This is a genomic window from Aquimarina mytili (assembly GCF_016735115.1).
Lineage (GTDB): Bacteria > Bacteroidota > Bacteroidia > Flavobacteriales > Flavobacteriaceae > Aquimarina > Aquimarina mytili.
In genome coordinates, this window is record NZ_JAERQJ010000006.1 from 15,193 (window position 1) to 40,602 (window position 25,410).

Sequence of the window (25,410 nt, forward strand, 5' to 3'; positions counted from 1 at the left end):
TCAAATGAATATTAATAACTGAGCACCAACCTCTATATGGGGTAGGTAACTTACCTGTTAAATAAGAGAATTTCTCTAAATATAGTACTGTAAAATAACTACAAATAAGTATATAAGAGGGTTTCAGAATACCATAATATATGGCACATATTCAAGTGTAAAGCAGAAATTATTGACGAGTAATACCTAACTTTCGCATTCTGGATTCTAAGGTGGATGGAGCGACACCGAGTTTCCGCGCAGCTCCATATTTACCACTGACACGCCATTTGGTTAATTCAAGAACCTTTAAGAGATAATTGCGTTCCAATTTATCTCTCTCTTCTTTAATAGATTCCATATCAAATTCAGGATCTGATATAAGGTCAAGGTTTATGGCTTTATTAGAGATGCTAGGTTTTTCAAACCCAGGTACTCCAGATCTCCCGGGATAAATTTCCAATACTTTGCCCTTTTGTGAAATAATTGCTTGTTCTAAAAGGTTTTGTAATTCACGTACATTGCCTGGCCATTCATAAGAAAGTAATCTAGTGGTGGTGTTTTTGGTGAAGCCTTTATATGGTAAAGCATAACGTTCAGAAAACTGTCGAGCAAAAAAGTCGGCCAATAATAAAATATCATCTCCTCTTGAACGTAGTGGTGGTACAATAATCGGATAGCTGTTTAAGCGATAAAAAAGGTCTTCTCTAAATTTTCCTTTTTCTACTTCTTCAGCTAAGTTCCTGTTGGTGGCTGCAATGATCCGAATATCTAATTTAATGATCTTATTACTTCCCAAACGTTCTACTTCGCGTTCCTGAAGTACACGAAGTAATTTGGTTTGCAGATCTAGAGGCATTTCACCAATTTCATCAAGAAATATAGTGCCGTGATTCGCAAGTTCAAATTTTCCAATTCGCTGTTGAATGGCGCCGGTAAATGCACCTTTTTCATGACCAAAAAGCTCAGATTCTACTATCTGGGCAGGAATGGCGGCACAATTGACCTTAACAAGTACTCTGTCTTTTCGGGTTGAGTTCTCATGAATAGCCCTTGCAATAAGTTCTTTACCGGTACCTGTTTCACCAAGAATCAAAGTAGTAGCATCAACTTGTGAAACTTCCTTAATTTGCTGAAATACGGCTTGCATTGCTTCACTATCACCTACCATATCCCCAAAGTTGTAGGCTTCTCGAACCGCAGTTTCTAGATAGCTTTTCTCTAGCAGTAATTGTTCTGATAGTTTTTCAATTTCTCTTGAAGCTAGCATGTTATCAAATGAAAGGACTATAGTGTTTTCTAAGGAAGATAGCGCTTCATAATCCGATGGGAGAAATTTATAAGGTTGTTTGTTGAAAAGTATGATACTTAGTTTTGATGTTCCTCCACCCATAGGGAACTCTTTTTTCAACATAGATTTTAACCCCATATTTTGGATTAGTTTTTTAAAAGGCAATGCGTTCTGCTTATCTAAATCATTAATAAATCCTTTTTTGCCCAGTTTGAATCGAAGCAATTGGTTTTCCTGTTCTTTGACTTCATTTTCACTAAGACTATATAAAACCTTCATTTCTTTCATTCCTAAAGAACGATATTCCTTGGGCGTTATCCATTGATAATGTCCTGTGCTATTTTCATTGTCTTGTAAAGATATCATTGCATAAGTGAACGGCATAAATTCTTTGAGATGTTGCAAAAAACTGCCAAAAAAACTGTGATAATCTTTGATATGAGGAATGTTTTGTGAGAGATTAATTTCTAGAGCCTGCAATGCATTTTGCTTGGATACTTCTTCACTGGCAAGAATGTTCGATACGGCTAAACTTACTTGCTCATTTATTGCCTTATACATAGGTATATGTTCATCTCTGTAGAAGTTTTTAGTCTTTGAAAAAAAAACCAATATGCCAAATGGTTTACTATTTGAAACCAATGGTCCGCCAATGATATGATGAAAACCTGCAGCTAATAAATGCTCGTGTAAAGGTTCATGAACCTGTCTTTCTGCTTCTTCAATACTTATGGCAACTGGACCATTGTTTTTGAACCATTCTGTGATACTTCCTGAATGCTTAAATACCAATGGTTGCCCCCAGAGCTCTTCTGCCATATTAGGAACATGACGATGAATACTTTTTGTGTCATCAGTTAGCTCAAAATTATAATTCCCAGACTTATCAAGTAACATAATAGCCATTTCCTGAAAAGGAAAAACGGGTTGAACACTTTTAAATATTTTTTTGTAAAGACCTGTCGTTGAGCGAACTGAAGAAAGTGATTCGGTAATATGTAATAAGGTTTCACTAAACTTTTTTTCCCGAACCAAGTGATGTTGTGCCAGAATATTAGAAACAGTAACTGCCACCTGCTTTGAAATTGCCCTAAAAAAGGCAACATGTTCATCTGTGAACACGTCTTCAGTTTTAGATTTGAATGCCATCATTCCAAAAAGTTCTCCATTGGCAATCAAGGGACCTCCGAGTAGTGTCTTTAAGCCAGCAGCAACCATGTCCTTGTTTCTTGGATGAGATGTGTGCTTCGCCAAATAATCCATTGAGACGATTACGGGTCCATTATCCATTAACCATTTCACTGAAGTGTTTTCATGCTCATAACGCATGGCATTACCAAGGTCATTGATGGTGAGAGGTGTCTTGATATCAAAGCGTTCACTCAAAAGTTCATAATGCTGTGTTTTATTATCATCTAGGATCAAGATGCCCAGATGTTCAAAAGGTATAACTTTTTTCACTGGTTTGGTAATGGTGTTATATAATTCGAGTGGTGTGATTGCTGATGAGATGGCCTCTGTCAAATCTAAAAGAGTCTCACTGAAGTCTTTTTCTCGTGCTAATCTGTCATTTGCCAAAATATTGGATATAGCTATGGAGAGCTGTTCAACAATGTTTTTAAATAAGGTAAATTTACCCTTGTCAAAATAGTTTTTCTCTACTGCGTTGATGCAGAACATACCAAATTCTGATTCCCCAACCCTAAGATTCGCAGCAAGACAATCTCGATATCCTGCCTCCTTAAATTCCTTTAGTTTGAATTGATAGTAATCGGGATACTTCTTTTGTAAATCGACAAAATCAAAAAGAGTTAAATTGTTGTTTTTCGTATTCTGTTGCATCATCCAATCAATGAGAGAAGCCCTGTGCCTAAACAGGCTCTTCTCTTCGGACAAGGCAATATTCCAATTGGAAGGACTGATAGACGAGTCCAGGGTAACAACGTCATAGTGATATTCCTTATCTTCTGTAAGAAGAAATGTGCCTATATCAACAAAATTGAATATAGGCTTCAGATGGTTGTTGGTAAAACGTAAAAAGTCTTTGATATCTGTAATCTCGTTTACTTTTTGGGTAATGCTCAGTAGTTGAGTTTTTTCTAAGTTTCTTTGCTCTATTTTTTCATTGGCAATCACATTGTTAAGTGCTATGGCGACTTGTTCTGATATTGCACGAAATAGCTTAAAATTCTCATTAGAATATTGATTAGTATCTTTTGAATTAAAACAAATAAGTCCAATTTTTTGTCCTCCATAATTTAAAGGACCAGCTATCATTTTTTTTAACCCTCCTTCGAGCATAATATCCCATTGTGGGTTTGGGTATATTTTTGATTGTTCAGCTATGTCAAACAACGCAATGTCGTCTGTGTAAATCCAGGCGTTCTCATTGGCGCTGGAGTAATCAAATGGCCCTAGTAAGTTATTTTTACTTAGATTATCTTGTATGGGGTCTATGATGTCCTCTTCCAAAAGTTCATAGAAGCAATCCTGCTCTATATTCAAGTAGAATAATCCTGCATTATCAAAATTTAGGATGCTTTTGATTTGTCCAAAAATAAATTTGAACAAATCGTTTCGATTTGTAATATGTGATACAGCTGTGCTGATATTTAATAGGGTTTCCTTAAACGTCTTCTCGTTTTGAATTTGATTATTGGCCAGAATATTACTGACGGTTACAGAAAATTGTTCTGCAATGTTTTTGAAAAAGGGTAAATGAAATTTTTTGTAGAAATCTTTTTGCCTGGAATTAAGACATAAAAGGCCAAATGTTTCACCCCCTTTGGTTAAAGGAGCTGATATCATTTGTTGTAATCCTGCCTCTTGCATATATTTTAACTGAGGGTGATGCGTTTTCTTTATAAGAAATTCAATGGTATGGATGCTTTCAGTCCTACTCATAAGCCATTCTGCTGTAGACCCTTTATGCTGATACTTAGTATGTTTTCCGAGATTTGTTTCTATAAGCTGTTGTGCCCTGAGACCTTGAGCTGTATTTTCGTCAATAAGTTCATAGTGGTAATCCTTACTTTCGTCAAGGACGAAGAGACCAAATTCGTCAAAGGGTAAAATGGGTTTTACGGTATTAAAGAGTGTCCTGTAAAGTTCTTTTTCGCTGTTTACAGAAGCAAGAGCCTCGGTTATTTGAAGTAGGCTATCTTTAAAATTTCGCTCTTGAATAAGATTTTCTCTATCGATAATATTTTTAAAAGGAACACTAATTACATTTGCTATTTTTTCGAATAGAGGAAAATGTTCTGTGGTAAAACACTTTTCTTTTTTCGACCAAAGTATGAAGAGCCCGAACAGCTTGCCTCTGGAATACAAAGGTGTGCTGATAAAATGTCTTAAACCCGCCTCTAGTAAAAAAGGAAAATGAGGGTGTTTGTCGAACTTATTAAATAGGGTCTCAAGATTGGTTACATTTGTTTTATCAAGTAATGAATTTAGTGCTTCGTCTGGTGCTAAGAATCCCTTAATTCCTGCATTTTTGATAGATTCAGAAATTTGATTATAATTATACTCATCTACCGCAAAATCCCGATGTTCGCCCTTTTCATTAATCTCAAATAACCCAACATCATCAAAAGGAAATACAGTATTTACTTTTTCAAGGATTACCTTAAGTAAGTCCTGAGAGTTTTCTACCTTAATTAGAGCTTCTAAAATAAATACGACGTTAACATCAGAAGGTAAACCTTGAGAGGCATTTTTTTTGGATGTGGGTTCCATATTTAACTTCTTTTAGTATATTAAAAATCGTGAAAATTTCATGAATATCACGTATTTTTTTCATTTAATTTTCATGAATAAGTGCTGTGTCTAAAATTAACAACATGTTATTCGTTTGTTTTTCAGTGTTTTGCGGATTATTTGGTATTTGGTATTGATTTGGCAACTGGTCAATAAAAAAATAATTTACTATGACCACAAAGCAGAAATACATACCAAGCCTTAGTATTCATGAATTCGTAAAAAACGTGTTGCCCTTTTTGAGTGAGAAGTATTCATCAAAAATTCAGAGAAAAAGCGAATTCTTTATGTGTGACCTAGCGTCGGTTACTCCTGATTATTTGTTAGACTCACCTTTTATCTATGACTTTTTTACCATTTATTTTGTTGAAGATGGTTCAATCGCTAAAATAAATCAGTTGCAATCTCTTGAAATTGGTGAGAAGCAGATTTTCTTTTCTAAACCTGGCGAGATAAAGACATGGCAAAAATTGAATGACCCTAAAGGTTATTTGGTATCATTTACCCTAGATTTTTTATTACTATTGGTAGATGATAAAAACTTGATTAATACATTTGATTATTTACTACCTAATTCTCGCAGAAAATTTGAATTAAATGCTGCAAGATTCAAGCTTTATAAGACCATCTTTAACGAATTGCATAAAGAATTTACCAGCCCCAATAAGTATTCAAAAGACCTTATTAAATTTTGGATCTTTGTGATTCTTATAAAAACCAATCGAATGCACGCCGACGGAAGTGGAAGTGGTCTGGGAGTGTCCAAAAAATCTTCAGATTTTATTTATCACAAGTTTATGTTCATTATGGAGCAAAATTTTAAAGACTTAGCTGCTCAAAAGGTGGACCGACCTTTTATGGTGCGCGAGTTTGCAGATTTGTTGAATATCAATCCGACTTACTTGGGCGAATGCGTTCGCAAGGCAAGTGGAAAATCTGCTAAATCTATCATCAATCAACGAACGATTTTAATGGCTAAGTGTCAATTGCTTCATACGTTCAATAATATATCCGAAATCGCATATCAATTAGGGTTTGAAAGTTCAGGATATTTTATACGCTTTTTTAAGAAATATGAAGGAATGACCCCATTAGAGTTCCGAAAACAAGGACTTAGAACTTAAAAATATAATTGAAAAACTCTTAATCACTTTTTATGGTAACATTTGTCAGATTCCGAATAGCAGACGAGCATATCCTTCGATTCGTTGCATGCGTAAAGAACGCAATCAAACGAGTTTTCTCAAGCAGCGAAGAAGTAACCTGTGAGTTGTTTCAATGCAAATTTGAGCAAGAAAACTTTATTCTATCCATAAAGTGCAAAGAAGGAATAGCTAATAAGAATACTATTTCTGTCTTGATGAAATTGTTTCTTAGTCAAATTGAAGAATTTAAAACTGATATTTTGGAAATTAGAGATTATCAAGAAATCTGAAAATTACTTAAGGTATATCTTAGTGCAGCAAATTACTTAAGTCTTGGTCTGGTGTAACACTTCGATATACAAATGCCCACTGAGAATCAATTTTTTTGAACCTATCGTTCATGACTGAAGTTCCCATAAAGGAGCCGTTGGATTTATTGATGATATAAAGATATCCAGTGAATAGAGCTATGTCATTCTTTATTTCAACAACTGGATTTAAAATCAAATGACGAGTACCGCCTAGTTTTTGTGTCATTTCATAAAACCCCTTTAACCAATCAATGTAAGTTTTCGCTTCTTCAAAATTTCCGAAAGGGCTTTCGAATTTGCATTCATTTTGATCCCAAAGGCTTAGGTGTTCATCAAATAGACCATTGTCAAAAGTCATTTCTGCACGACTTTCCAGGTTCATAATTTCTTGATAATTGTTCATTTTCATATTTTTTTAAATAGTTACTTTGACTTTTTAGATCTTTGTACTGCTCCACATAGGGCTATACTTATTTCGATTTTCCCATAAAACCCAAACGTTAATAATAAGTAAAATGATTCCCATAACGGCGTTCGCTGGTGCCAAGAAAATGTTGAACAAAAAGATGCCAACCGTAATTGGAAAAATGATTATCGCACCAAGTGCACGATATTTTGGAAGAGCGAATAAAATTCCTCCTACAATTTCAACAATCCCTACCAGGGCAAACAGCCATCCGGAGGCAATCATGGCCTGAATCAGTTCATTTGCAGCTTCCGGCATTTCGATTGCTGGCATATGGTTGGTAAACTTGCTTGCTCCTGAATTGAGCATCATAAGCCCAAAAAGGATTGTGACAACGAGTAAAATTTTGTTTTTCATTATGTTATAATTTGATTAAAGTTTATTTTATTAATTATGGCGTCTTTAATATTCTGATTACTGTATAGGTATTCTACGCCGGGTTCTGTTATCTCAATATTTTTATCATGTTCTTCGATGAAATTCTTAATTCGGAAACGTTGTTCAAATGTATATGCACCACCAATAAGCACTAAATCTACCTTGCAGGTTTTTTTCATAATTTCAATACCTTCTTCTTCACTTAGGGCGCCGAGGATGCTGATATTGCCAAGTTGTGAAATGAGTTTTAAGACTTCAAGTCTTCTTGATGGATTGCCACCGAATAACAATATAGTTGGGGCGTCTTTGGTTCCAAAAATGTTTTCTATTAAAATCATGGTTTTACGTTGTTAAAATCGAAAAAGTAATGAGACGTTTAAAAAGTCACTGATTTCGGTCGGAGTGGGATTTTCTTCTACAAATCCTCCTGAATAGAAATGAGCATAATTTATTGTCGTGTTGATATATTCATTTAACCTGTATGAAAATTCAAAATCTAGCTGACTGCCCAAGTATTTTTTACTCGATTCATTAGGTGCTAATTGGGGGATTCCAGAGCCACCTATATAGATTCCATCTTCAGAAGAGACTCTCCAATACCATGTCCAATCTACCAAAAATGAAAAGTTGTTAGCTACGTTGATAGAAAAACTGGGATGTATATCCCAATAGTTGGCAGCATATAAAGCCCCTGAACCTCTATAATAGCCTTGTCTAGGATACATGGGGTTGAAAGTATTTGCTTTGTTGTCGGCGGCATCTCGGTCTCCAGTAAAGTAATCAGTCTTTAGACCAATTCTATGTTTAATAGTGGCGTCTGGTTTTAAAGTATAACCTACTTCACCAAAAAAACCAATAGCCAAAATATCGGCATCACCAATATTCCCAAATTGACCAGTAATTTCTATATCATAGTCCCATTGACTTTGAGTTTTATATAACCTACCACCAATAGAATGTCGTGTTTCTTTTCCTGTAGCATTAAAGAATTGCGACACATTATCTATAAAGCCTAAATAGTATACGTTTAACTTAGTATTTTTAAAGATTGTTTTTTTAGATTGCCAATAACTACCCCAAAAAGTCTCTTCGTTATCCCAAATAGGGTTGTCAAACACTCCAGATTTATTTGTACCATATTTTGTAAAAAAGGCATCTCCTTTCCATTTAGGGCTATCAAAAAGCAAGCTAATGCCTTCCCAATAATGTCTAATGTTTGGTCCTTCACGTATAGTAATTAGTCTACCTCTGCCATAATTCAGTTCCTGTCTGCCAAGTCTAAAGGCTAGTGAATTACTTTCGTTTTGGAGAAATTTGTAAACTGCAAAGAAGTTCAGTAAAAACAATTCATCTCTGTCAACTATGGAAGCTGGGGCTTCTTTAAAAAAATCGAAACCAGAAGCTGGTTGAATGAAGATTCTAAACTTGGTTCCTAGATGAATGTCTGCATGAATCATAAATCGAGTTAATAAATATCCTTCACCTTCATCTTCTCGGTTCAAAATACTTTCATAAAACGTTTTTATTTCACCACCTAGTGAAATATAGGTGTCCTTCTTTCTGTTAAGCGGGATAAACTTTATAGGATCAAAGAACAAGGAGGCTTTGCTGGAGTCTTTTAAGAATTCATAATTCTCTAGTTGTCTTAAAGGAATGATAGGAGGTCTCTCTAAGGATCTTTCTTGTCCGAAAGTCATATGAGTATTGGCTCCTGTTAGTAAAACCATGAGAATTATGAATGAGGTTTTTTGCATTAATTCTGACTGTTTTCAACTCCTTTTAAGTAATTATAATTCTTCATAGAATTTTAAAAGTTCAGTTACCAAATATTCTGGCCGTTCTTCTGCTATCATGTGACCGCAATTAGGGATGATACCTCCAACTATGCTTTCGCAATAGGGCTTTAATTGTTCGTGAGTATATACAGAACCATATTGACCACCAAGGGCCAATACTGGAACAATAATTTTTCCGTTCTTAATGGCTACCGCAAATTGCTCTGTTGTAGTTAATGCATCTTTGTACCATCCTACACTACCTCGTATTCCAGCTTTTGAGGCATAAGTGCGCATATATTCATCTTTATCTTCTTCTGAAATTGCAGACGGATTGTATAACATCAATCCATAGAGGTAATTCCAGAATGCTCGTTCATTACCTGAGATTAATATTTCAGGGAGATCTATGGCTGAGTTGAAACCAAAATGCCAATAGCCACCATGATTTTCCTCGGTGAATGTGGTAAATTGGTGAAGGTTCACACTAGGCAACGGTTCATCCAGATAAGTGATACTGGCAACTTCCTCAGGATATTTTGAAGCAAACAAATAGGTCGGTAATGCTCCCATATCCCAACCTATTATATGTACCTTTTCCTTGATGTCTAACTGTTGTATAATACCACGTAGGTCTTCAACAAGATTCAATCCATCGTAGCCTTGTTCTGGTTTATCACTATCACCATATCCTCGCATATCTGGGCAGACAACCATAAAACCTTCTTTTATCAATTTAGGTGCAACTTTACGCCAGGTATAGGAGGTTCCTAACCAGCCATGTATCAGAATTATTGGAGGTCCCGTGCCCGCTTTTCGAATATGTAAACGAGTATTGTTTACATATAATTTGTGTTGTTCGAATTCCTGAAATTTCATTTTGAAATATTTTAAGTTTAATCTTTAAATGCTTGATAAAAGCCACCCCATCCACTATGCTCCTGATACAGTTTTCCAACAGCCTCTCCTTCTGGCGTTCTCCAATCACCCATTAATTCAGATGCAAGTGTTCCCCAGGAAACCATGGTAGCTCCCGCCTGTGTCATACGTAACATGGCTGCATGTTCTACAAGTTTTTGGTCACTACCTGAACAATCTACAACTACGTAAGGTTCGTAACCATTATTAAGTAAATCGAGGGTTAACAATTGAGCGCAAATGTCAAGTGCAATGCCTCCCAAAATAATTTTCTTTCTACCAATTTTTTCGAGTTCTTCTCTAAATTTTGGTTCATCCCAAGCACTGGGTGTAAAACGTTCTACGGATATACCATGGCCAAGGTATTCTGAAACAAGAGGGTAAAATTTACCCCTGAAACCACCTTCTTCACCTAAAACAATGGTAGGCATCTTAAAAATTTGTGAAATTTTTGCGAATGCAGTTGCATTATTAACAAAAGTGCTTTTCTCAATGGTGCGTAACCCGGGATCAAACCCCGTAAGGAAGTCTACCATTACTATAGTTGCATTTTTGTGTGACAATTTTTCTGTGTAGCGACTTTTTTTATTCATATCTTTTAATATTTAATTCTTAGGTGATTCGGCTATGAATTTAGTTATTCGGGTTACTAGGGGGAGGGTCACAATCACAATAGGAATGACAATTATCCAGGTACGAAAAAAATTAGTCATCCATATCTCAAAAAAGTTTTCTGTAAATCCCTTATTCATCCAAAGCATAATCCCCGATAAGCTAGAACCAATGAAGAACGTCATCAATAACATGAACATGGGCATGTAAAATCGTGACGATAATTTTTTCCTCTTTATCACAATAGGGTTTTTTAAAATTTCCTGAGTATTCAAAACTATCTATAACCCTTTTGTATTTAGGTGCACTTATTAAAGCATTAGTTTCAATTTTTACACATGTAGGTTTTATCCAACCAGATCTGATGTAACACTCACAATTCCATCGTTTACAAAAACAACAGTGGAGATAGAAGTTCATAATACTTTAGGAGTAATTGTTGCTTCAAAAGAATATGGTGTTGTGGATGGAAGAGTAATATTGCCGATGGGGCAATTATCACAAGGAGTATACTTTGTCACAATATCAGGTGATGCGTCAAGTACATTCAGAATTGTAAAAGAGTAACTTTTAGGACCAGGGATTATCAAATTGTTTAAACTTATACCTATTATAATCATGAAAAAGATATTTATAACCTTAATAACTCTATCCTTAGTGCTCTCATGTAGTGGAGATGATGATGGAGGAGCAACCCGAGCACTAACAAATGAAGCTCTTGTAGCACCAGGTTTAGTATTTCCTACTCAAAATTTGACTTGCACAAATTTTAACCTAGAGTTTACATGGAATTCAATTTCCGATCCTGAAGGAGATGACATAAGTTATATCATCGATATCTCTACAGATAATAATTTTGGGAGCATATCATTTACTGCGGTCACCACCGAAGCCCTACAAGCTTTTACGTTAGAAAAAGGAGTTACTTATTATTGGCGTGTAAAAGCCAGAGATAGTGAAGGTAATGAGAGCGATTACTCCACCACGCAATCTTTCTTTACAGAACCAGATGCAGGTATCAATACGATTCCTTATGCACCAACAGCAGTTACACCTCTAGATGGAGCAACACCTACTGGCAACACAGTTTCTTTAGCTTGGGATACCACTGATGCCGATGGTGATACGCTGGTATATGATGTATATTTTGGAGAGACCAATCCACCACAATTGACGACTGAAAATATCACAACAACAAACTTTGATGTTTCGGTTGCTTCAGACACACAGTATTATTGGAGAGTAGTAGTGAAGGATAGCAATCAAGGAACTACCATTGGTCAGGTTTGGAATTTTAGAACCGAATAATTGCTAAAAAACTAGCCTCCGAATTAAACCTTTTAAAGTTTTATAAGTCTAATAATACTTAAAATCAACCGAAAAACCCCAAAATATGAATGTAAATAAACTAATAGCAATACTTGTATTTTCTGTATTGATTTCTTGTTCTGGTGATGAAAATTATGTAGAAGTGCCAGATGAAAATTCCGAAGGTATCGTAGATTCGTTGGTGATTCAACAAATATTTGGAAGTAATATAGATTTAGATAATCTAGCTAATTACGCCAATCAGAACATTCCAGATTATATAACCAAGGATAATACAAATACCAATGTGATTACCGATGCAAAGGCAACATTAGGTAGGGTTTTGTTTTATGATAAAAATCTATCTGTAGATAATACTATTGCTTGTGCAAGTTGTCATCAGCAAGCCTTTGCATTTGGTGATAATAATAATGTGAGTATAGGCGTCAATGGTGTAACGGGTAGGCATAGTATGCGTTTAATCAATACAAGATTTGCCAGAGAAACACGTTTTTTTTGGGATGAACGTGCTAATACATTAGAAGAGCAAACCACGCAACCTATACAAGATCATGCTGAAATGGGCTTTAGTGGCCAAAATGGAGATCCTGCGCTAGCAGATCTTTTGACAAAGTTGGAAGCCTTGGATTATTATCAGGAGTTATTTCAGTTTGTTTATGGTAATACAACCATAACTGAAGCACGTTTACAAGAAAGTATGGCGCAGTTTATTCGCAGTATACAATCTTTTGACGCTAAATATGATGTGGGTAGGTCCGTTGTTCAAAATGATAATCAACAGTTTCCTAATTTCACTGCACTGGAAAACGAGGGAAAAGATTTATTTTTTAGGTCACCAAATCAAAATGGAGCTGGATGTATAACTTGTCACGCGGCTCCAGAGTTTGATATCGATCCTATGAGTTTAAATAATGGTGTTATTGGTATTTTTGCAGATGCCACGGCAACCGACCTTACGGTAACCAGAGCACCAACCTTACGAGATATTTTTAATAGTTCGGGAATTATTAATGGAGCATTAATGCATGATGCCAGTATGGCTACTGCAATCGATGCAATAGAGCATTATAATGATATCGATGCCACGGGAAATACAAATTTGGATAACCGTTTGCGTGGCGGACCAGGAGGTAACGGGCAGAACCTTAATTTAACTATTGCAGAGATTCAGGCACTCGAAGCATTCATTAAAACGCTTTCAGGGACCAGTGTTTATACAGATGCAAAATGGAGTAATCCTTTTATAAACTAAACTTATCACTTAGTAAAGCATATCGAATTTAAGATTACATTATGGGAGTTGGGGACCGAACCATAATAGATTTGTTTACAACCGAAAACCACTCAAGAAATAGAGTGGTTTTTCATTTTCAACTGATTTATCTGAACAATGAGAGCATACATAATACTACTTTATTAGCTGAGTTAAATAGAATCGTTGAAAATATAGAAATACTGGGAAAAGAAGTCACTACCTAGATTGAAGTTTTAGGTGCAAATTTTGTGTAAATAAAAAAGAGTTACAGTGGTTTGTTTCTGTAACTCTTTGATTATTCTGTGACCTCGGCAGGATTCAAACCTGCAACCTCTTGAGCCGTAATCAAGTGCACTATTCAGTTATGCTACGAGGCCGTTTTGCGGGTGCAAATATAAATGTTTTTTATATAGTTGACAACATTTATTTCGACTTTTTAATAACTAAAAAAAGCTACTTGATATACCTTGGTGAAATAATACTCAAAGATATAATTCAAGTAGCCTGATATATAATGCATAAGCAATTGATTTGATGTGTAATTGTCAAGAATTAATCACTTTATTTGCTTTTGTTTGACATTATTTTCTTAGCTAAATCTGCTCCAATCAAAGATTGTAATAGATTCCCCTCGTTACCTTGTTTATTTCCGTCTTGGATATAGATTTCTGGTAATTTTAGTTCTTTAAGCTCTCTGGCAATATTAACAGAGGTTTTGTATTCCCATTCTGCGCGTTCTTGCGGAGTAAGACCAGCATTTACTAATTTTGCATTTTCATACGATTGTGCATCTGCCATGGTCTTTTGAGTTTTGGCCTTAAATTGAGCTACTTCATAATTTTTACGTTCCTCGATTAGGTTAAACTCGGCAACTTTAGCTTTGGTTTCTGCTTCGATCGTTTTTTGGATCTGCTCTTTCTCTAATCGAGCTCTTTCTGCAGCTTTTTCAGCTTCACCTCTTGCAGTTTCTTTTTGTGCTCGATAGAATTCACGTTCTGCTTGTTGTTTTTCTAATTGTGTTTGTGCTACTTCTTCTTTTTGAAGCTGTAATCGCTTATCAAAAGTAGACTCCCAATCAATTTCGGTCACAACAGCTTGCACAACAGTAAGTCCATACGCCTTAAGAGAGTTGCCTTTTTCTCTTACCGGCTGACCATTTTCGTACTTTATTCTAAAACGTTTCTGCTTAGATTCGTTATTAACTATCGTTCGCACCGTTGTACTATCCCCAATAGTTTCTCTGTTCTCGTTTGCAATATACTCTTCTAATACATACATACCATTTTCTAACTGATCTTTGAAATACCGGTCGAAATCTGAAGCTTGCCCTGAAATATAATCTTGAGCATCCATGAGCTTACATGTGTTCTTTATGGATTGATCAATATTTGGAATGATACGTGAACGGATCAAGTTTCTTTCTGTTTTATTACGATCGGCAACCGATAAAAATTGATCTTCGTCAACTGTATTAATACTAATTACTACCGAAGTAGCAATTCTGGCTTTAACCGCATCGCTAAATGCCCAATACTTAGCTACATCTACATTAGCATATTTACTTTGCTCTCCTAGTTCACCTTCTTTATCCGGAATCACATATTTTATAGGTAATTCAAACTGTATTGGTATAAGACGTCCCCACATTTTTGTATTAATCCCTTGGTTTACTACAGCTTTTTGGCTTCCCCATGGATATTGTACTGCGTAGGCCGTACCCGGTTCTGCATAAAAGAATATTCCAGAGACTACACTTAAGATCAAACCTAAGCCGATCATTTGAAAATTACGCTTTGTGGTAAACCATTTTAAAACTTTGGAAGTTGTAAAAATTGGTTTGATAATAAAAATGATGATTCCTGTAAGAATCATTATGATTCCTAAAAATGTTAACATATTAAATAGTTTAAAATGATTAATTGATTAATTTTTCCATTACTTGAAGTAGTAGTTTTGTTTACATGATTTCTATTTTTTTTGATTATTAATTAATTGTAATTGTTACTTGTTTTTTCAATATATCTGAAGAAAAAATACTGGCAAAATGTTTATACCAAAATCTATAAAAGTGATTATATGTATGTAATTAAAAAAGTAATTTTGGTTTTGATATGTAAGTAATAATTCTTTATTGTTGTTTTATATTGTAATTTAAAATGTGTTTTATGGTTAGAAAAATAAACATCTGAAGGGGGTTTTTGAGCAACTTTCTTAATTTAATGAAGGTTTTCCCTTTTTTTTGGTCATTTTTTTTAATTTTCATTATTTTCGGCCGATGAACATACAAGATTTTATAAGAGATATTCCTGATTTTCCTAAGCCAGGGATTTTGTTTAAAGATATTACTCCTTTGTTAGGTAACTATGAGGCGCTAACCAGTTGTGCAAGTAAATTAGCCAATCTCTCGCCAAGAGATATTAAAGTTGACAAGGTGATAGGAGTAGAGTCAAGAGGATTTATAATCGGAGGTATGATTGCGGAGCGATTAGAAGCGGGTTTTATACCTGTACGTAAAAAAGGAAAACTTCCATATGAGGTAAAATCGAAAACGTATGACTTAGAGTATGGAGATGATACTGTAGAGATTCATATTGATGCAATCAAACCAGGAGAGCACGTACTTATACATGATGATGTTTTGGCTACTGGTGGTACAGCTAAAGCGGTTTGTGATTTAGTAGAAGAATTAGGTGGGATAGTTGTTCAATGTAATTTTATTATGACCCTTGATTTTCTTAACGGAAGTGATAAGCTAAAGTATCCTGTAGCTTCTTTGTTGAGTTATTAAATTAAAAAAAGCTCTCGTTTGGAGAGCTTTTGGTTCGAATACTATAGTTATTCAATTACTTTTCTGTAATTGCAATTATAGCCCCATCTTTTGCCTTGTCACCATAAATACTGATAGCAGTTTCTGGTTTTAGAAAATCTACTTCGGCAAGTTGATTTGATTTTGCTAAACTATCTAGTGTTTTAAAGTCCGATTCTTTTCCGTCTATAATAATTAATTTTTCAATATTTGGATTGTCTATAAAACGAAATCTTTGGGTATTCGGATTTCCGAAAGAATGCATGGGTTGACCATTAAAAAAGAAATTACCGTTTTCATCTTCATCAAAAGAAAAGGATTTCATAATATGATCTTTGAACTTTTGAATATTAAAATGTCCATTAAAAGCTAGTGAATCTGTTTCTTCATCAAAATTATAGTCAAAAGCAAAATTGTGTTTTTTCATTATACTATCCATATCTATTTTTGGATACTTAAAACCGGATTGATTTTTCCAAGCTGCTATATCAAATATACCAGAATTAGTGATATATAGACTGTTGTCTTTGTAGCCTAATTCGATTTCAGAAATGGGTTGATTAGAAGATGAAGAATATTGACTTTTAGAGTTGCCTCTTTTAAGGATCAAACTCAAACTAGTAATTTCATTTTGATCATTATAATTAATTTTTTTAATGATTAGTTCTATACCGTTTTCTGCAAAAAATGTTTTTAGGTCCTCTAATTCTTTTTCAGATGTATTTTTATTAATTACAGCTGTTATTTCGTCTGATTGCTCTGGATTGGCAATTACTGGTTTGTTAGGGTTCTCGGTAAATGCCGTTAGAGAAAGCATACCTAGTATGCTTAACCCTATGATAAGCCACGTTTTCATACTAAATATTTTAGGTTGTTTATATAAGGATATCAAATATTCATCTTAAATACGAAATGTAAAGATGAGTGTTGCAAAAAAAAATCTTTGCGCAAGATTTGACTGGCTTTTTTTAGTCTAGTGCTCTTTTGGTGACATATAATCTCCATCCAAATATCAGTAGCTGAAACTTTGACGCTTTAGCTAGATCTAAACGCTTTTTGGTAAAACTAGGTAAGATTAATTTATTTGTTTTCGCAAGAATCGAAAATAGTTGTTTTTTCATCTTTCGAAGATAATAAAAAGATAAAAAACATGAGTTTTAATTCATGAACAATGCTATACTTATTTTATATTCGCAGGCAAATAATAAGCTATGATATTGAGTATACTTTATGTTGTAATTGGACTGGTTCTTCTTGTTGTTGGAGGGGAGTTTTTGGTGAGATCCTCTGTAGCATTGTCATTTAGGCTAAAACTTTCGAAAATGGTTATTGGTTTAACCGTGGTTTCTTTTGCAACATCTGCGCCAGAACTATTAGTTAGTATACAAGCTGCATTAGATGGATTGTCTGATATATCTTTGGGTAACGTCGTAGGGTCTAACATTGCAAATATAGGTTTGGTTCTGGGTATTACAGCAATCATTGGTCCGTTGGCTATTGATAGGGATTTTTACAAATTTAATTGGCCAGTAATGGTTTTGTTATCATTTGCGCTTTATGCACTACTTAATGATGGTGTTTTAAGTCAAATTGAAGGACTTGTGTTGTTTGTGTCGTTGTTACTGTATCTTTTTCTTTTAATTAGAAGGGCTCGAAAATTTTCTGATACTATGTTAGAAGAAGTGGATGATTCTTTACAAAAAACATCAAATTTTAAAATTTTTATGTGGTTGTTGATAGGAGGGTGTGCTTTGTATTTTGGTTCTGAGTTATTGGTTAAAGGAGCTGAGGATATAGCTTTAAAATTAGGAGTAAGTGAAGGCGTTATTGCTGTAACACTTATTGCTGTTGGTACTAGTGTTCCTGAGTTGGCTGCTTCAGTTATTGCGGCTCTTAAACAGGAAAAAGCTATTTCTTTAGGAAATCTTATAGGGTCTAATATCTTTAATATTGCTTCAGTATTAGGAATAACTTCTATGATACAGCCTATAGCTGTAAAAGATGAAACCTTAATGAGTGTTAATATATACTGGATGCTTGGTTTTGCACTGGTTTTATTGCCGTTGGCTTTTATTCCTAAAAAAATGGTGCTAACTCGTCCAAAAGGATTATTGATCTTTGTGAGCTATGTTATTTTTATTGCATTAGTATTTTTGAAATAGAAAGGAAGATAGATTAGATTAAATAATAAAAAAACCTCTGAAATTCTCAGAGGTTTTTTGCGTTTAACCAACATGGTGGTTAGTTCAAGTATGTTATTGTTATGCTATCAAAGCAGCAACATCTGCAGTTTTTACTGTTTTAACAATTCTAGCTGCAATTTTATATGGATCTCCGTTAGAAGCAGGGCGACGGTCTTCTAACCAACCTTTCCATCCTTTTTCTACAGTAATGATAGGGATTCTTATCGATGCTCCTCTGTCAGATACACCATAAGAGAACTCATTAATAGATTGTGTTTCGTGCTCTCCGGTTAATCTTTGATCATTAAATTCTCCATAAACAGCAATATGCTCTTTTGTTACAGGCCTAAATGCTTCACAAATAGTTTCATATACTTCTTTAGATCCACATGTTCTTAGAACAGTGTTAGAGAAGTTTGCGTGCATACCAGACCCATTCCAGTCTCCTTTAATAGGTTTAGGGTGGTATTCAATATAATAACCATATTTTTCAGTAAGACGATCTAATAAGTAACGTGCTATCCAAATTTCGTCTCCAGCTTTTTTAGCTCCTTTAGAGAATAATTGAAATTCCCACTGTCCACTTGCAACTTCTTGGTTGATTCCTTCAAAATTAAGACCGGCATCAATACATAGATCTGCATGCTCTTCTACGAAATCTCTACCGTGTGTGTTTTTTCCACCTACAGAACAGTAATACATTCCTTGTGGTCCAGGATATCCACCTACTGGGAATCCTAAAGGTAATTGAGTATTTTTATCCATAATAAAGTACTCTTGCTCAAAACCAAACCAGAAGTCATTATCATTATCATCAATTGTAGCTCTGGCATTAGACTCGTGAGGTGTTCCATCTGCATTTAAAACTTCGGTCATTACTAAATATCCATTTCTTCTTGTAGGATCTGGATAAATAGCTACAGGCTTTAATAAACAATCTGAAGAACCTCCTTCAGCTTGTCTTGTAGAACTACCATCAAAAGACCACATTGGGCAATCCTCTAATTTTCCACTAAAATTTTCTTCAATCTTTGTTTTACTTCTTAGATTAGCAGTTGGTTTGTAACCATCTAGCCAAATGTACTCTAATTTAGCTTTACTCATAATTAACACTTTATAAATTGAACTCTATATAGCTGCAAATTTAACTTTCTTTTTTATAAACATGAAAAAAACAAGGGGTGAAAGTGTATTTATTATTCAAATTTTATGAACACCCTACTTTTTTAGGGGGTATTTTTAAAAATCTTCAATTTTAAAAGAGCTTAATTTTCATATTTTCAATAGAAACTTGTTTTATATTTGCAATAAAATCCATTCAATTATGTCAACACTTAGATTTCAAGCCTTAAAAGAAACCTTAAATCGTGGCTCTGTGGCAGTTAAAGAAACAGAACGTCGTTCGGTATTATTTGGCGAAAATGTTTTTGATCAAAAAACCATGTTACAATCGCTAACTAAAGATGCTTATAATAGCGTAATGGATGCTATTGAGAGTGGTGCTAAGATTGATCGTAAGATAGCAGATCAAATTGCTTCTGCCATGAAGGATTGGTCGTTGTCTAAAGGGGTTACACATTATACGCACTGGTTTCAACCACTTACAGGAGCTACAGCAGAAAAACATGATGCTTTTTTTGAAACTATTGGTAATGGGGAGGCTATAGAAAAATTTGGAGGAGGTCAATTGGTGCAACAAGAACCTGATGCTTCTTCGTTTCCTCATGGAGGTATACGAAATACTTTTGAAGCCAGAGGATATACAGCGTGGGATCCAACTTCTCCAGCTTTTATTTATGGGACCACATTATGTATTCCTACCGTTTTTGTTGCATATACAGGAGAGGCTTTAGATTATAAAACGCCACTACTAAGAGCCTTGCAAGCAGTTGATCATGCAGCAACAGCAGTGGCAAAATATTTTGATAAAAATGTAAAAAAAGTAAATGCTTCTTTAGGTTGGGAACAAGAGTATTTCTTGATAGACAGTGCATTGGTTTATTCTAGACCAGATATAGTTATGACTGGTAGAACATTGCTCGGGCATTCTTCGGCAAAAGGGCAACAGTTAGATGATCATTATTTTGGAAGTATACCTACAAGGGCATTAAATTTTATGATGGATCTTGAAATTGAATGTATGTTATTGGGGATACCGGTTAAGACAAGACATAATGAGGTTGCTCCTAATCAGTTTGAGTTGGCTCCCATATTTGAAGAAACAAATTTGGCAGTAGATCATAACTCATTGCTAATGGATATCATGGGCAAGGTTGCAGCTAGGCATAATCTTACAGTATTGTTGCATGAAAAACCATTTGCAGGAGTTAATGGATCAGGAAAACATAATAATTGGTCTCTTGGAACTAATACAGGGGTAAATCTCTTAGGTCCAGGAAAAACCCCAATGAGTAATCTTCAATTTTTGACTTTTTTCATTAATACAATAAAGGCAATTAATGACAATGAAGAATTAATGAGAGCAGGTATTGCCTCTGCCAGTAATGACCATCGTTTAGGTGCTAATGAAGCTCCACCAGCAATTATGTCTGTGTTTATAGGAGATCAATTGACAGCCGTACTTAAAGAGTTAGAAGGTGTTACTGATGGTAAATTATCTCCACAAGAGAAAACTGATTTAAAGCTGAATGTTGTAGGTAAAATACCAGAGATTTTATTGGATAACACCGATCGTAACCGAACTTCTCCTTTTGCCTTTACCGGGAATAAATTTGAGTTTAGAGCTGTAGGTTCTAAAGCAAATTGTGCAAATCCAATGACGATTCTTAATACTATTGTAGCGAAACAGCTGGTTGATTTTAAAGAAGAAGTTGATGCATTGATAGATAAGAAAGGGTTGAAAAAAGATGAAGCAATTTTTAATGTATTAAGAGAATATATAAAAAAATCTAAAGATATTCTTTTTGAAGGGAATGGGTATAGCGAAGATTGGGAGAAAGAAGCAAAGAAAAGAGGGCTGAGCAATAATAAAACCACTCCTGAGGCTTTAAGGGCTAAGGTATCTAAAGAAAATTTAGCGCTTTTTGAAAAAATGGGCGTAATGAATAAAACTGAAGCCGAAGCGCGTTATGAAATAGAGATAGAAGAATATGCATTGAGAATCCAAATAGAAGGCAGAGTGCTTGGAGATATTGCTCGTAATCATGTAATTCCAACAGCGATTAGATATCAAAACATGTTGATCAATAATGTTTCAGGCTTGAAAGAACTTTATGGTAAAGATTTTAAAAAGTATGCTAAGGAACAAATGGAGATCATTGAAGAAATTTCTGAGCATATCGGAAAAATCAATACCAAGGTGAATGAAATGACCGGTGAACGTAGAAAAGCGAATAAATTAATTGATATAGAAAAGAAAGCTTCAGATTATTGTAATAAGGTAAAACCTTTATTTGATGAGATTAGATATAGTTGCGATAAACTAGAGCTTCTTGTCGATGATGAGTTGTGGCCATTAACAAAGTATAGAGAGCTTCTTTTTACGCGATAAAGTAAGAATTAACTGACTTACTTGTGTTTTTGATGGTTTTTGTGAAAAAATAGCCATCTGTTAAATCCTTAATGAATATGTGGGAAAACCCGTTTTTACGGGTTTTCCGTAACGTATTTCGTCGAATAGTTGAAGAATTAATAAAATAACTTCTATAATTTTATAAATTTGTCAATGTCAAAGTATGTAGTTTTTGACAATACCCCTAAGGTCTCCCCAAACAGTTTTTTATTGGATTTAAATTAAAGGAATAGGTTTTTCTAAGCTTTTTCTTATGGTAAGGTTTTTTAAAAAAGTAAACTCATAAATCACTTTAAATATATTACGTATGAAAACAATGATTCTTAGTCTAGCGGCTTTATTGAGTGCATCAGTTATGGTTGCACAAGCAAATGCTAGTAATGTCAGTCAAGCAGGGGAAGATAATGTTGCTGATATTTCACAAGTTGGAACTTTCAATTCTTCTTTGACAGTTCAAGAAGGAGGAGGAAACAACGCACAAGCGATCCAGGGTGATGCATTCGATTCTAGAAATGGTATTGTAGAGCAAACTCAAATAGGAGATAAAAATACTGCTTTTGTTAAACATGAAGAAGATGCTAATCAGGTGTATCAATTGCAAGTAGGTAACGGAAATTCTGCTAGTGCCACTCAAAATTTAGCCTTTTTTGGAGGAGATAATTTTGCTATTCAAACTCAAGAAGGCGATGGTAATAGTGCGGTAGTATCTCAAGAGGGATCTACTAATACAGCTTTTCAAGAGCAAATAGGAGATGGTAACTCTGCAACATCTACGCAAGAAGGTATAGATAACTTTAGCGATAGCAGTCAAGAAGGAGCATTTAATACTTCTACAATTGCGCAAGTGGGTAGTTTTAACTTTTCGCAACAACTTCAGTTCGGAGAAGCTAATATGGCTGAAGCTGAGCAGTGGGGTACTAATAATGTTGTGATCCAGGATCAACAAGGTGGAGGAAACGTTGCAACTTCTATTCAAGGAAGTGTTTCTTTTGGATCAAGAGGAGGAGAAGTACAACAAGTACAATTAGGAGACGAAAATGAAGCGTTTGCTAACCATGAAGAAGATAATAACACAATTCTTCAAGGACAATTAGGAGATGCAAATAGCGCAAGCGCTGAACAAAATTTAGCATCTTTTGGAGGTGAGAACTTCTCAATCCAAATCCAAGTTGGTAACGGAAATGTAGCTGAGGCAACTCAAAATGGAAGTAATAATACTTCTGATCAACTTCAATTAGGAGACGAAAACTTGGTATCTGCGGTTCAAAATGGAACGAATAATAGTTCTGATCAAGATCAAGATGGGTTAGGTAACCAAGCTAGTGCATCTCAGGATGGTTCTGATAATGTAAATATCCAAAATCAAGTAGGAAGCGGTAACGTGGCGACTTCTATCCAAGGTAGTTTCTTGTTTGATTCTAGAGGTGGTTCTGTAGATCAGTTCCAGTCTGGTGAAAGAAATAATGCATTTGCTCAGCATGAAGAAGATAACAACACAGTTACTCAAACTCAGTTAGGAAATGGAAATAGCGCTTCTGTAACTCAGAATCTATTATTCTTTGGAGGTAATAACTTTTCACAGCAATTCCAAATTGGTGATGGTAATATAGGTGAAGTTTCTCAAGAAGGTGATTTTGGTATCCAAGGAGAAAATAATATTGCTAGCCAAATACAGTTAGGAGATGAGAACCTTGCAATTACATCACAAAATGGTGCAGGTAACATCAGTGATATTTTCCAATCAGGTAATGGAAATGTTGCTCAAGATACTCAATTCGGAACTGACAACTTTACATTTGTTACACAAACAGGAGATGCGCATAATAGTGTAATTCTTCAGGTTGGATCTAATAATTCTTCAATAGTAACACAGTCTAATGGTGCTGGAGGATTTTAATAAGATTTAAGTAAAAAAATTAATATCTTTAGAAGAGTTATGCTTATGATAAAAATAAGCATAACTCTTTCTTAGTTTTTTAATTCCGAAAAGATGAAAAACACGATTTTAAATACACTCGCGATTGTTTTGCTTTCTACATTGGTTGCTTTTGCGCAAAGTAATGAAGAAGGTGAAATTTCGATTACCGATCAGGATAAGTTTATTGCATTATCCCAGGTAGATAATATAGTGTCTCAGGGTGCAAGAAATCAATCTTCGCTTTCTGAAGGAGTAAATTCTATTTTTATTCAACAGATAGGAACTGACAATGTTGTTTTTTCTAATATTATTGCAGAATCTTCTGATATAAAAATAGTTCAGAATGGAGATCAAAATACAGTTGAGATTAATGAATCAGCAAGAGAGATAGAAAAAGCAATCACACAAAATGGAAACAATAATTCTGTGGTAGACTTCTCTTTTAATTCAGAAATATCGACCAATCTTCAACTTATTCAAGAAGGGGATAACTTGATCTTTGAACGTTTTGGTGGCAATGAACTATCCAAAAACCTGAAATTTAAAATGTCTGGAGATGCCAAGACCATAATTGTTAGAAGTTTTTAAATGTCATATACTAAGTCATGAAACTGAAATTCATTATACTCTTTAGCTTGATATTTCAGGTTTCTATAGCTCAGTTTGTTAATATTGATGTTGCGGCAAAGATTAAAACAGAAACTATTGATGATGCTGTTTCTATTACAAGTACCGCAACTAATACTACAGAAGTCTATAAGAGCTTAAATTATGTATTCACTGTTTTTAGAACTGATGCTCAAAATAATACGTCAAAAAATAACCAAGAAGGTAGATTTACTTTAGAGGCTAATGAAAGTAAAGAACTATCAAAAATTTCACTAAACATAGATAGTACAGATAAAGTTATATTGCTTTTACTTATTTATGAAGATGATAAAATCATTGCTAAAGATCGCATAGCATTTAACGAGCAAATAAAAAAAAAGCCTCAAAAAAATGAAGAAGAATCATCAGATGATGGATTAGAGTTAAAAGGTATAGTCGTCGAAGAGACAAAGACAAAGCCTGGTAGAGACTTTTATGATTTTTTTTATAATTCATACACACTTAATCAAATAAATGGGAATAAAGTTGTGGGAGTGTATGAAACTTTAAGTTTTGGGCGTACAACAATAATTCAAGTCAAGATTGAAGATAATGTACTTCATAAATTTTTAAGCAAACCTGACCTTGAATATTTAGAACAAATGTCGAAAATCTCAATACGAAAAGTATATAAATATTTTAAAGACCTCAAAAAACAGAAAAAGGATATTTTTCGATATTAAAAAAGTATGTAAGGATGAAATCAATTGTAATAACTATATTTCTTATTTTTTCAGTCTATGGTCTCTCTTTTGGCCAAGATCTGGTATACAGACCTACAAACCCAGCTTTTGGAGGAGATACATTTAATTATCAATGGCTTCTAAGTTCTGCAGAGGCCCAAAATAAATTTACAGATCCTGATGAAGCATCTAGAGATGAAAGATCGGATCTCGAAAGATTTACCGAAAGTTTAAATAATCAATTACTAAATGAAATATCAAGATCATTATTTAATGATCAATTTGGTGAAGACGGCCTTACTGAAGGTACGTTTAGTTTTGGGTCACTTTTTATAGAAATCTTCCCTTCTGGAGAAGGTTTGGTGATCAATATTTTGGATACTAATACCGGAGATCAGTCCCAAGTAATAATTCCTAATTAATTT

General features: G+C 34.5%; 23 protein-coding genes and 1 tRNA gene. 12 read left to right on the top strand and 12 right to left on the bottom strand.

Annotation, left to right across the window (positions count from 1 at the left end):
• Positions 1-169 precede the first annotated feature (169 nt).
• Entirely contained in the window at positions 170-5,005 is a 4,836-nt protein-coding gene (locus tag JJQ60_RS14580) for a sigma-54-dependent Fis family transcriptional regulator (protein ID WP_201921634.1), read from the bottom strand.
• Positions 5,006-5,196: 191 nt separating this feature from the next.
• On the opposite strand from JJQ60_RS14580, the gene JJQ60_RS14585 reads away from it, so the two are divergent.
• Entirely contained in the window at positions 5,197-6,150 is a 954-nt protein-coding gene (locus JJQ60_RS14585) for an AraC family transcriptional regulator (protein WP_201921637.1), read from the top strand.
• Positions 6,151-6,182: 32 nt separating this feature from the next.
• A complete protein-coding gene (locus JJQ60_RS14590; RefSeq protein WP_201921640.1) occupies positions 6,183-6,461 on the top strand; it encodes a hypothetical protein in 279 nt (92 codons plus the stop codon).
• A 19-nt stretch (positions 6,462-6,480) separates the two neighbouring features.
• On the opposite strand, the gene JJQ60_RS14595 is transcribed toward JJQ60_RS14590, so the two are convergent.
• The 7 genes from JJQ60_RS14595 to JJQ60_RS22390 are packed head-to-tail and all read right to left on the bottom strand — an operon-like array spanning position 6,481 to position 10,837.
• Positions 6,481-6,885, bottom strand: a complete 405-nt coding sequence (locus tag JJQ60_RS14595; protein WP_201921643.1) for a nuclear transport factor 2 family protein — start codon at positions 6,883-6,885, stop codon at positions 6,481-6,483.
• A gap of 33 nt (positions 6,886-6,918) precedes the next feature.
• Complete coding sequence (locus JJQ60_RS14600) at positions 6,919-7,305, bottom strand: DoxX family protein (RefSeq protein ID WP_201921646.1); 387 nt, start codon at positions 7,303-7,305, stop codon at positions 6,919-6,921.
• Positions 7,305-7,664, bottom strand: coding sequence for a hypothetical protein (locus JJQ60_RS14605; RefSeq protein ID WP_201921649.1), 360 nt, complete (start codon positions 7,662-7,664; stop codon positions 7,305-7,307). The genes JJQ60_RS14600 and JJQ60_RS14605 overlap by 1 nt, the downstream gene beginning before the upstream one ends.
• 12 nt (positions 7,665-7,676) lie before the next feature.
• Positions 7,677-9,053: an alginate export family protein gene (locus tag JJQ60_RS14610; protein ID WP_201921651.1), complete on the bottom strand. Its 1,377-nt coding sequence runs from the start codon at positions 9,051-9,053 to the stop codon at positions 7,677-7,679.
• A gap of 60 nt (positions 9,054-9,113) precedes the next feature.
• Positions 9,114-9,980 carry an alpha/beta fold hydrolase gene (locus JJQ60_RS14615; RefSeq protein ID WP_201921654.1) on the bottom strand — a complete coding sequence of 289 codons (867 nt, stop codon included), beginning with the start codon at positions 9,978-9,980 and terminating at the stop codon, positions 9,114-9,116.
• A 17-nt stretch (positions 9,981-9,997) separates the two neighbouring features.
• Positions 9,998-10,612, bottom strand: coding sequence for an isochorismatase family protein (locus JJQ60_RS14620; protein WP_201921659.1), 615 nt, complete (start codon positions 10,610-10,612; stop codon positions 9,998-10,000).
• A gap of 12 nt (positions 10,613-10,624) precedes the next feature.
• Entirely contained in the window at positions 10,625-10,837 is a 213-nt protein-coding gene (locus tag JJQ60_RS22390) for a DUF2798 domain-containing protein (RefSeq protein WP_394369550.1), read from the bottom strand.
• A gap of 112 nt (positions 10,838-10,949) precedes the next feature.
• Between JJQ60_RS22390 and JJQ60_RS22085 the strand changes: the two genes are divergently transcribed.
• From JJQ60_RS22085 to JJQ60_RS14640, 3 genes are all read left to right on the top strand, one after another.
• Complete coding sequence (locus JJQ60_RS22085; RefSeq protein WP_201922563.1) at positions 10,950-11,198, top strand: T9SS type A sorting domain-containing protein; 249 nt, start codon at positions 10,950-10,952, stop codon at positions 11,196-11,198.
• A 51-nt stretch (positions 11,199-11,249) separates the two neighbouring features.
• Positions 11,250-11,939: a hypothetical protein gene (locus JJQ60_RS14635; protein ID WP_201921664.1), complete on the top strand. Its 690-nt coding sequence runs from the start codon at positions 11,250-11,252 to the stop codon at positions 11,937-11,939.
• A gap of 85 nt (positions 11,940-12,024) precedes the next feature.
• Positions 12,025-13,212 carry a cytochrome-c peroxidase gene (locus tag JJQ60_RS14640; protein WP_201921667.1) on the top strand — a complete coding sequence of 396 codons (1,188 nt, stop codon included), beginning with the start codon at positions 12,025-12,027 and terminating at the stop codon, positions 13,210-13,212.
• Positions 13,213-13,518: 306 nt separating this feature from the next.
• On the opposite strand, the gene JJQ60_RS14645 is transcribed toward JJQ60_RS14640, so the two are convergent.
• Together JJQ60_RS14645 and JJQ60_RS14650 are read right to left on the bottom strand one after the other, a co-directional pair.
• Positions 13,519-13,592 (bottom strand) — tRNA-Arg (locus JJQ60_RS14645).
• A gap of 184 nt (positions 13,593-13,776) precedes the next feature.
• Positions 13,777-15,111, bottom strand: a complete 1,335-nt coding sequence (locus tag JJQ60_RS14650) for an SPFH domain-containing protein (protein WP_201921669.1) — start codon at positions 15,109-15,111, stop codon at positions 13,777-13,779.
• A 379-nt stretch (positions 15,112-15,490) separates the two neighbouring features.
• Here JJQ60_RS14650 and JJQ60_RS14655 point away from each other — a divergent pair, with 379 nt between their 5' ends.
• Positions 15,491-16,003, top strand: coding sequence for an adenine phosphoribosyltransferase (locus tag JJQ60_RS14655; protein WP_201921672.1), 513 nt, complete (start codon positions 15,491-15,493; stop codon positions 16,001-16,003).
• A 55-nt stretch (positions 16,004-16,058) separates the two neighbouring features.
• On the opposite strand, the gene JJQ60_RS14660 is transcribed toward JJQ60_RS14655, so the two are convergent.
• Positions 16,059-16,877, bottom strand: a complete 819-nt coding sequence (locus JJQ60_RS14660) for a hypothetical protein (protein WP_201921677.1) — start codon at positions 16,875-16,877, stop codon at positions 16,059-16,061.
• 361 nt (positions 16,878-17,238) lie between these two features.
• On the opposite strand from JJQ60_RS14660, the gene JJQ60_RS14665 reads away from it, so the two are divergent.
• Positions 17,239-18,183 carry a calcium/sodium antiporter gene (locus JJQ60_RS14665; RefSeq protein WP_201922566.1) on the top strand — a complete coding sequence of 315 codons (945 nt, stop codon included), beginning with the start codon at positions 17,239-17,241 and terminating at the stop codon, positions 18,181-18,183.
• A gap of 99 nt (positions 18,184-18,282) precedes the next feature.
• Here JJQ60_RS14665 and JJQ60_RS14670 read toward each other — a convergent pair whose 3' ends face one another.
• On the bottom strand, positions 18,283-19,308 hold the full coding sequence (locus tag JJQ60_RS14670) for a glutamine synthetase beta-grasp domain-containing protein (RefSeq protein ID WP_201921679.1): 1,026 nt from the start codon (positions 19,306-19,308) through the stop codon (positions 18,283-18,285).
• 220 nt (positions 19,309-19,528) lie between these two features.
• Between JJQ60_RS14670 and JJQ60_RS14675 the strand changes: the two genes are divergently transcribed.
• The 5 genes from JJQ60_RS14675 (at position 19,529) to JJQ60_RS14695 (ending at position 25,407) form a co-directional block, all read left to right on the top strand.
• Positions 19,529-21,715 carry a glutamine synthetase III family protein gene (locus tag JJQ60_RS14675; RefSeq protein WP_201921681.1) on the top strand — a complete coding sequence of 729 codons (2,187 nt, stop codon included), beginning with the start codon at positions 19,529-19,531 and terminating at the stop codon, positions 21,713-21,715.
• Between the two features lie 328 nt (positions 21,716-22,043).
• Positions 22,044-23,633 (top strand): hypothetical protein, encoded by a 1,590-nt coding sequence (locus JJQ60_RS14680; protein ID WP_201922569.1) that lies wholly within the window; start codon positions 22,044-22,046, stop codon positions 23,631-23,633.
• A 93-nt stretch (positions 23,634-23,726) separates the two neighbouring features.
• Positions 23,727-24,242: a hypothetical protein gene (locus JJQ60_RS14685; protein WP_201921684.1), complete on the top strand. Its 516-nt coding sequence runs from the start codon at positions 23,727-23,729 to the stop codon at positions 24,240-24,242.
• 17 nt (positions 24,243-24,259) lie between these two features.
• Positions 24,260-24,985 carry a CsgE family curli-type amyloid fiber assembly protein gene (locus JJQ60_RS14690; RefSeq protein WP_201921687.1) on the top strand — a complete coding sequence of 242 codons (726 nt, stop codon included), beginning with the start codon at positions 24,260-24,262 and terminating at the stop codon, positions 24,983-24,985.
• A 14-nt stretch (positions 24,986-24,999) separates the two neighbouring features.
• The gene (locus tag JJQ60_RS14695; protein ID WP_201921691.1) at positions 25,000-25,407 is read left to right on the top strand and encodes a curli production assembly/transport component CsgF; all 408 of its coding nucleotides are present in this window, start codon (positions 25,000-25,002) and stop codon (positions 25,405-25,407) included.
• Positions 25,408-25,410: the final 3 nt, after the last annotated feature.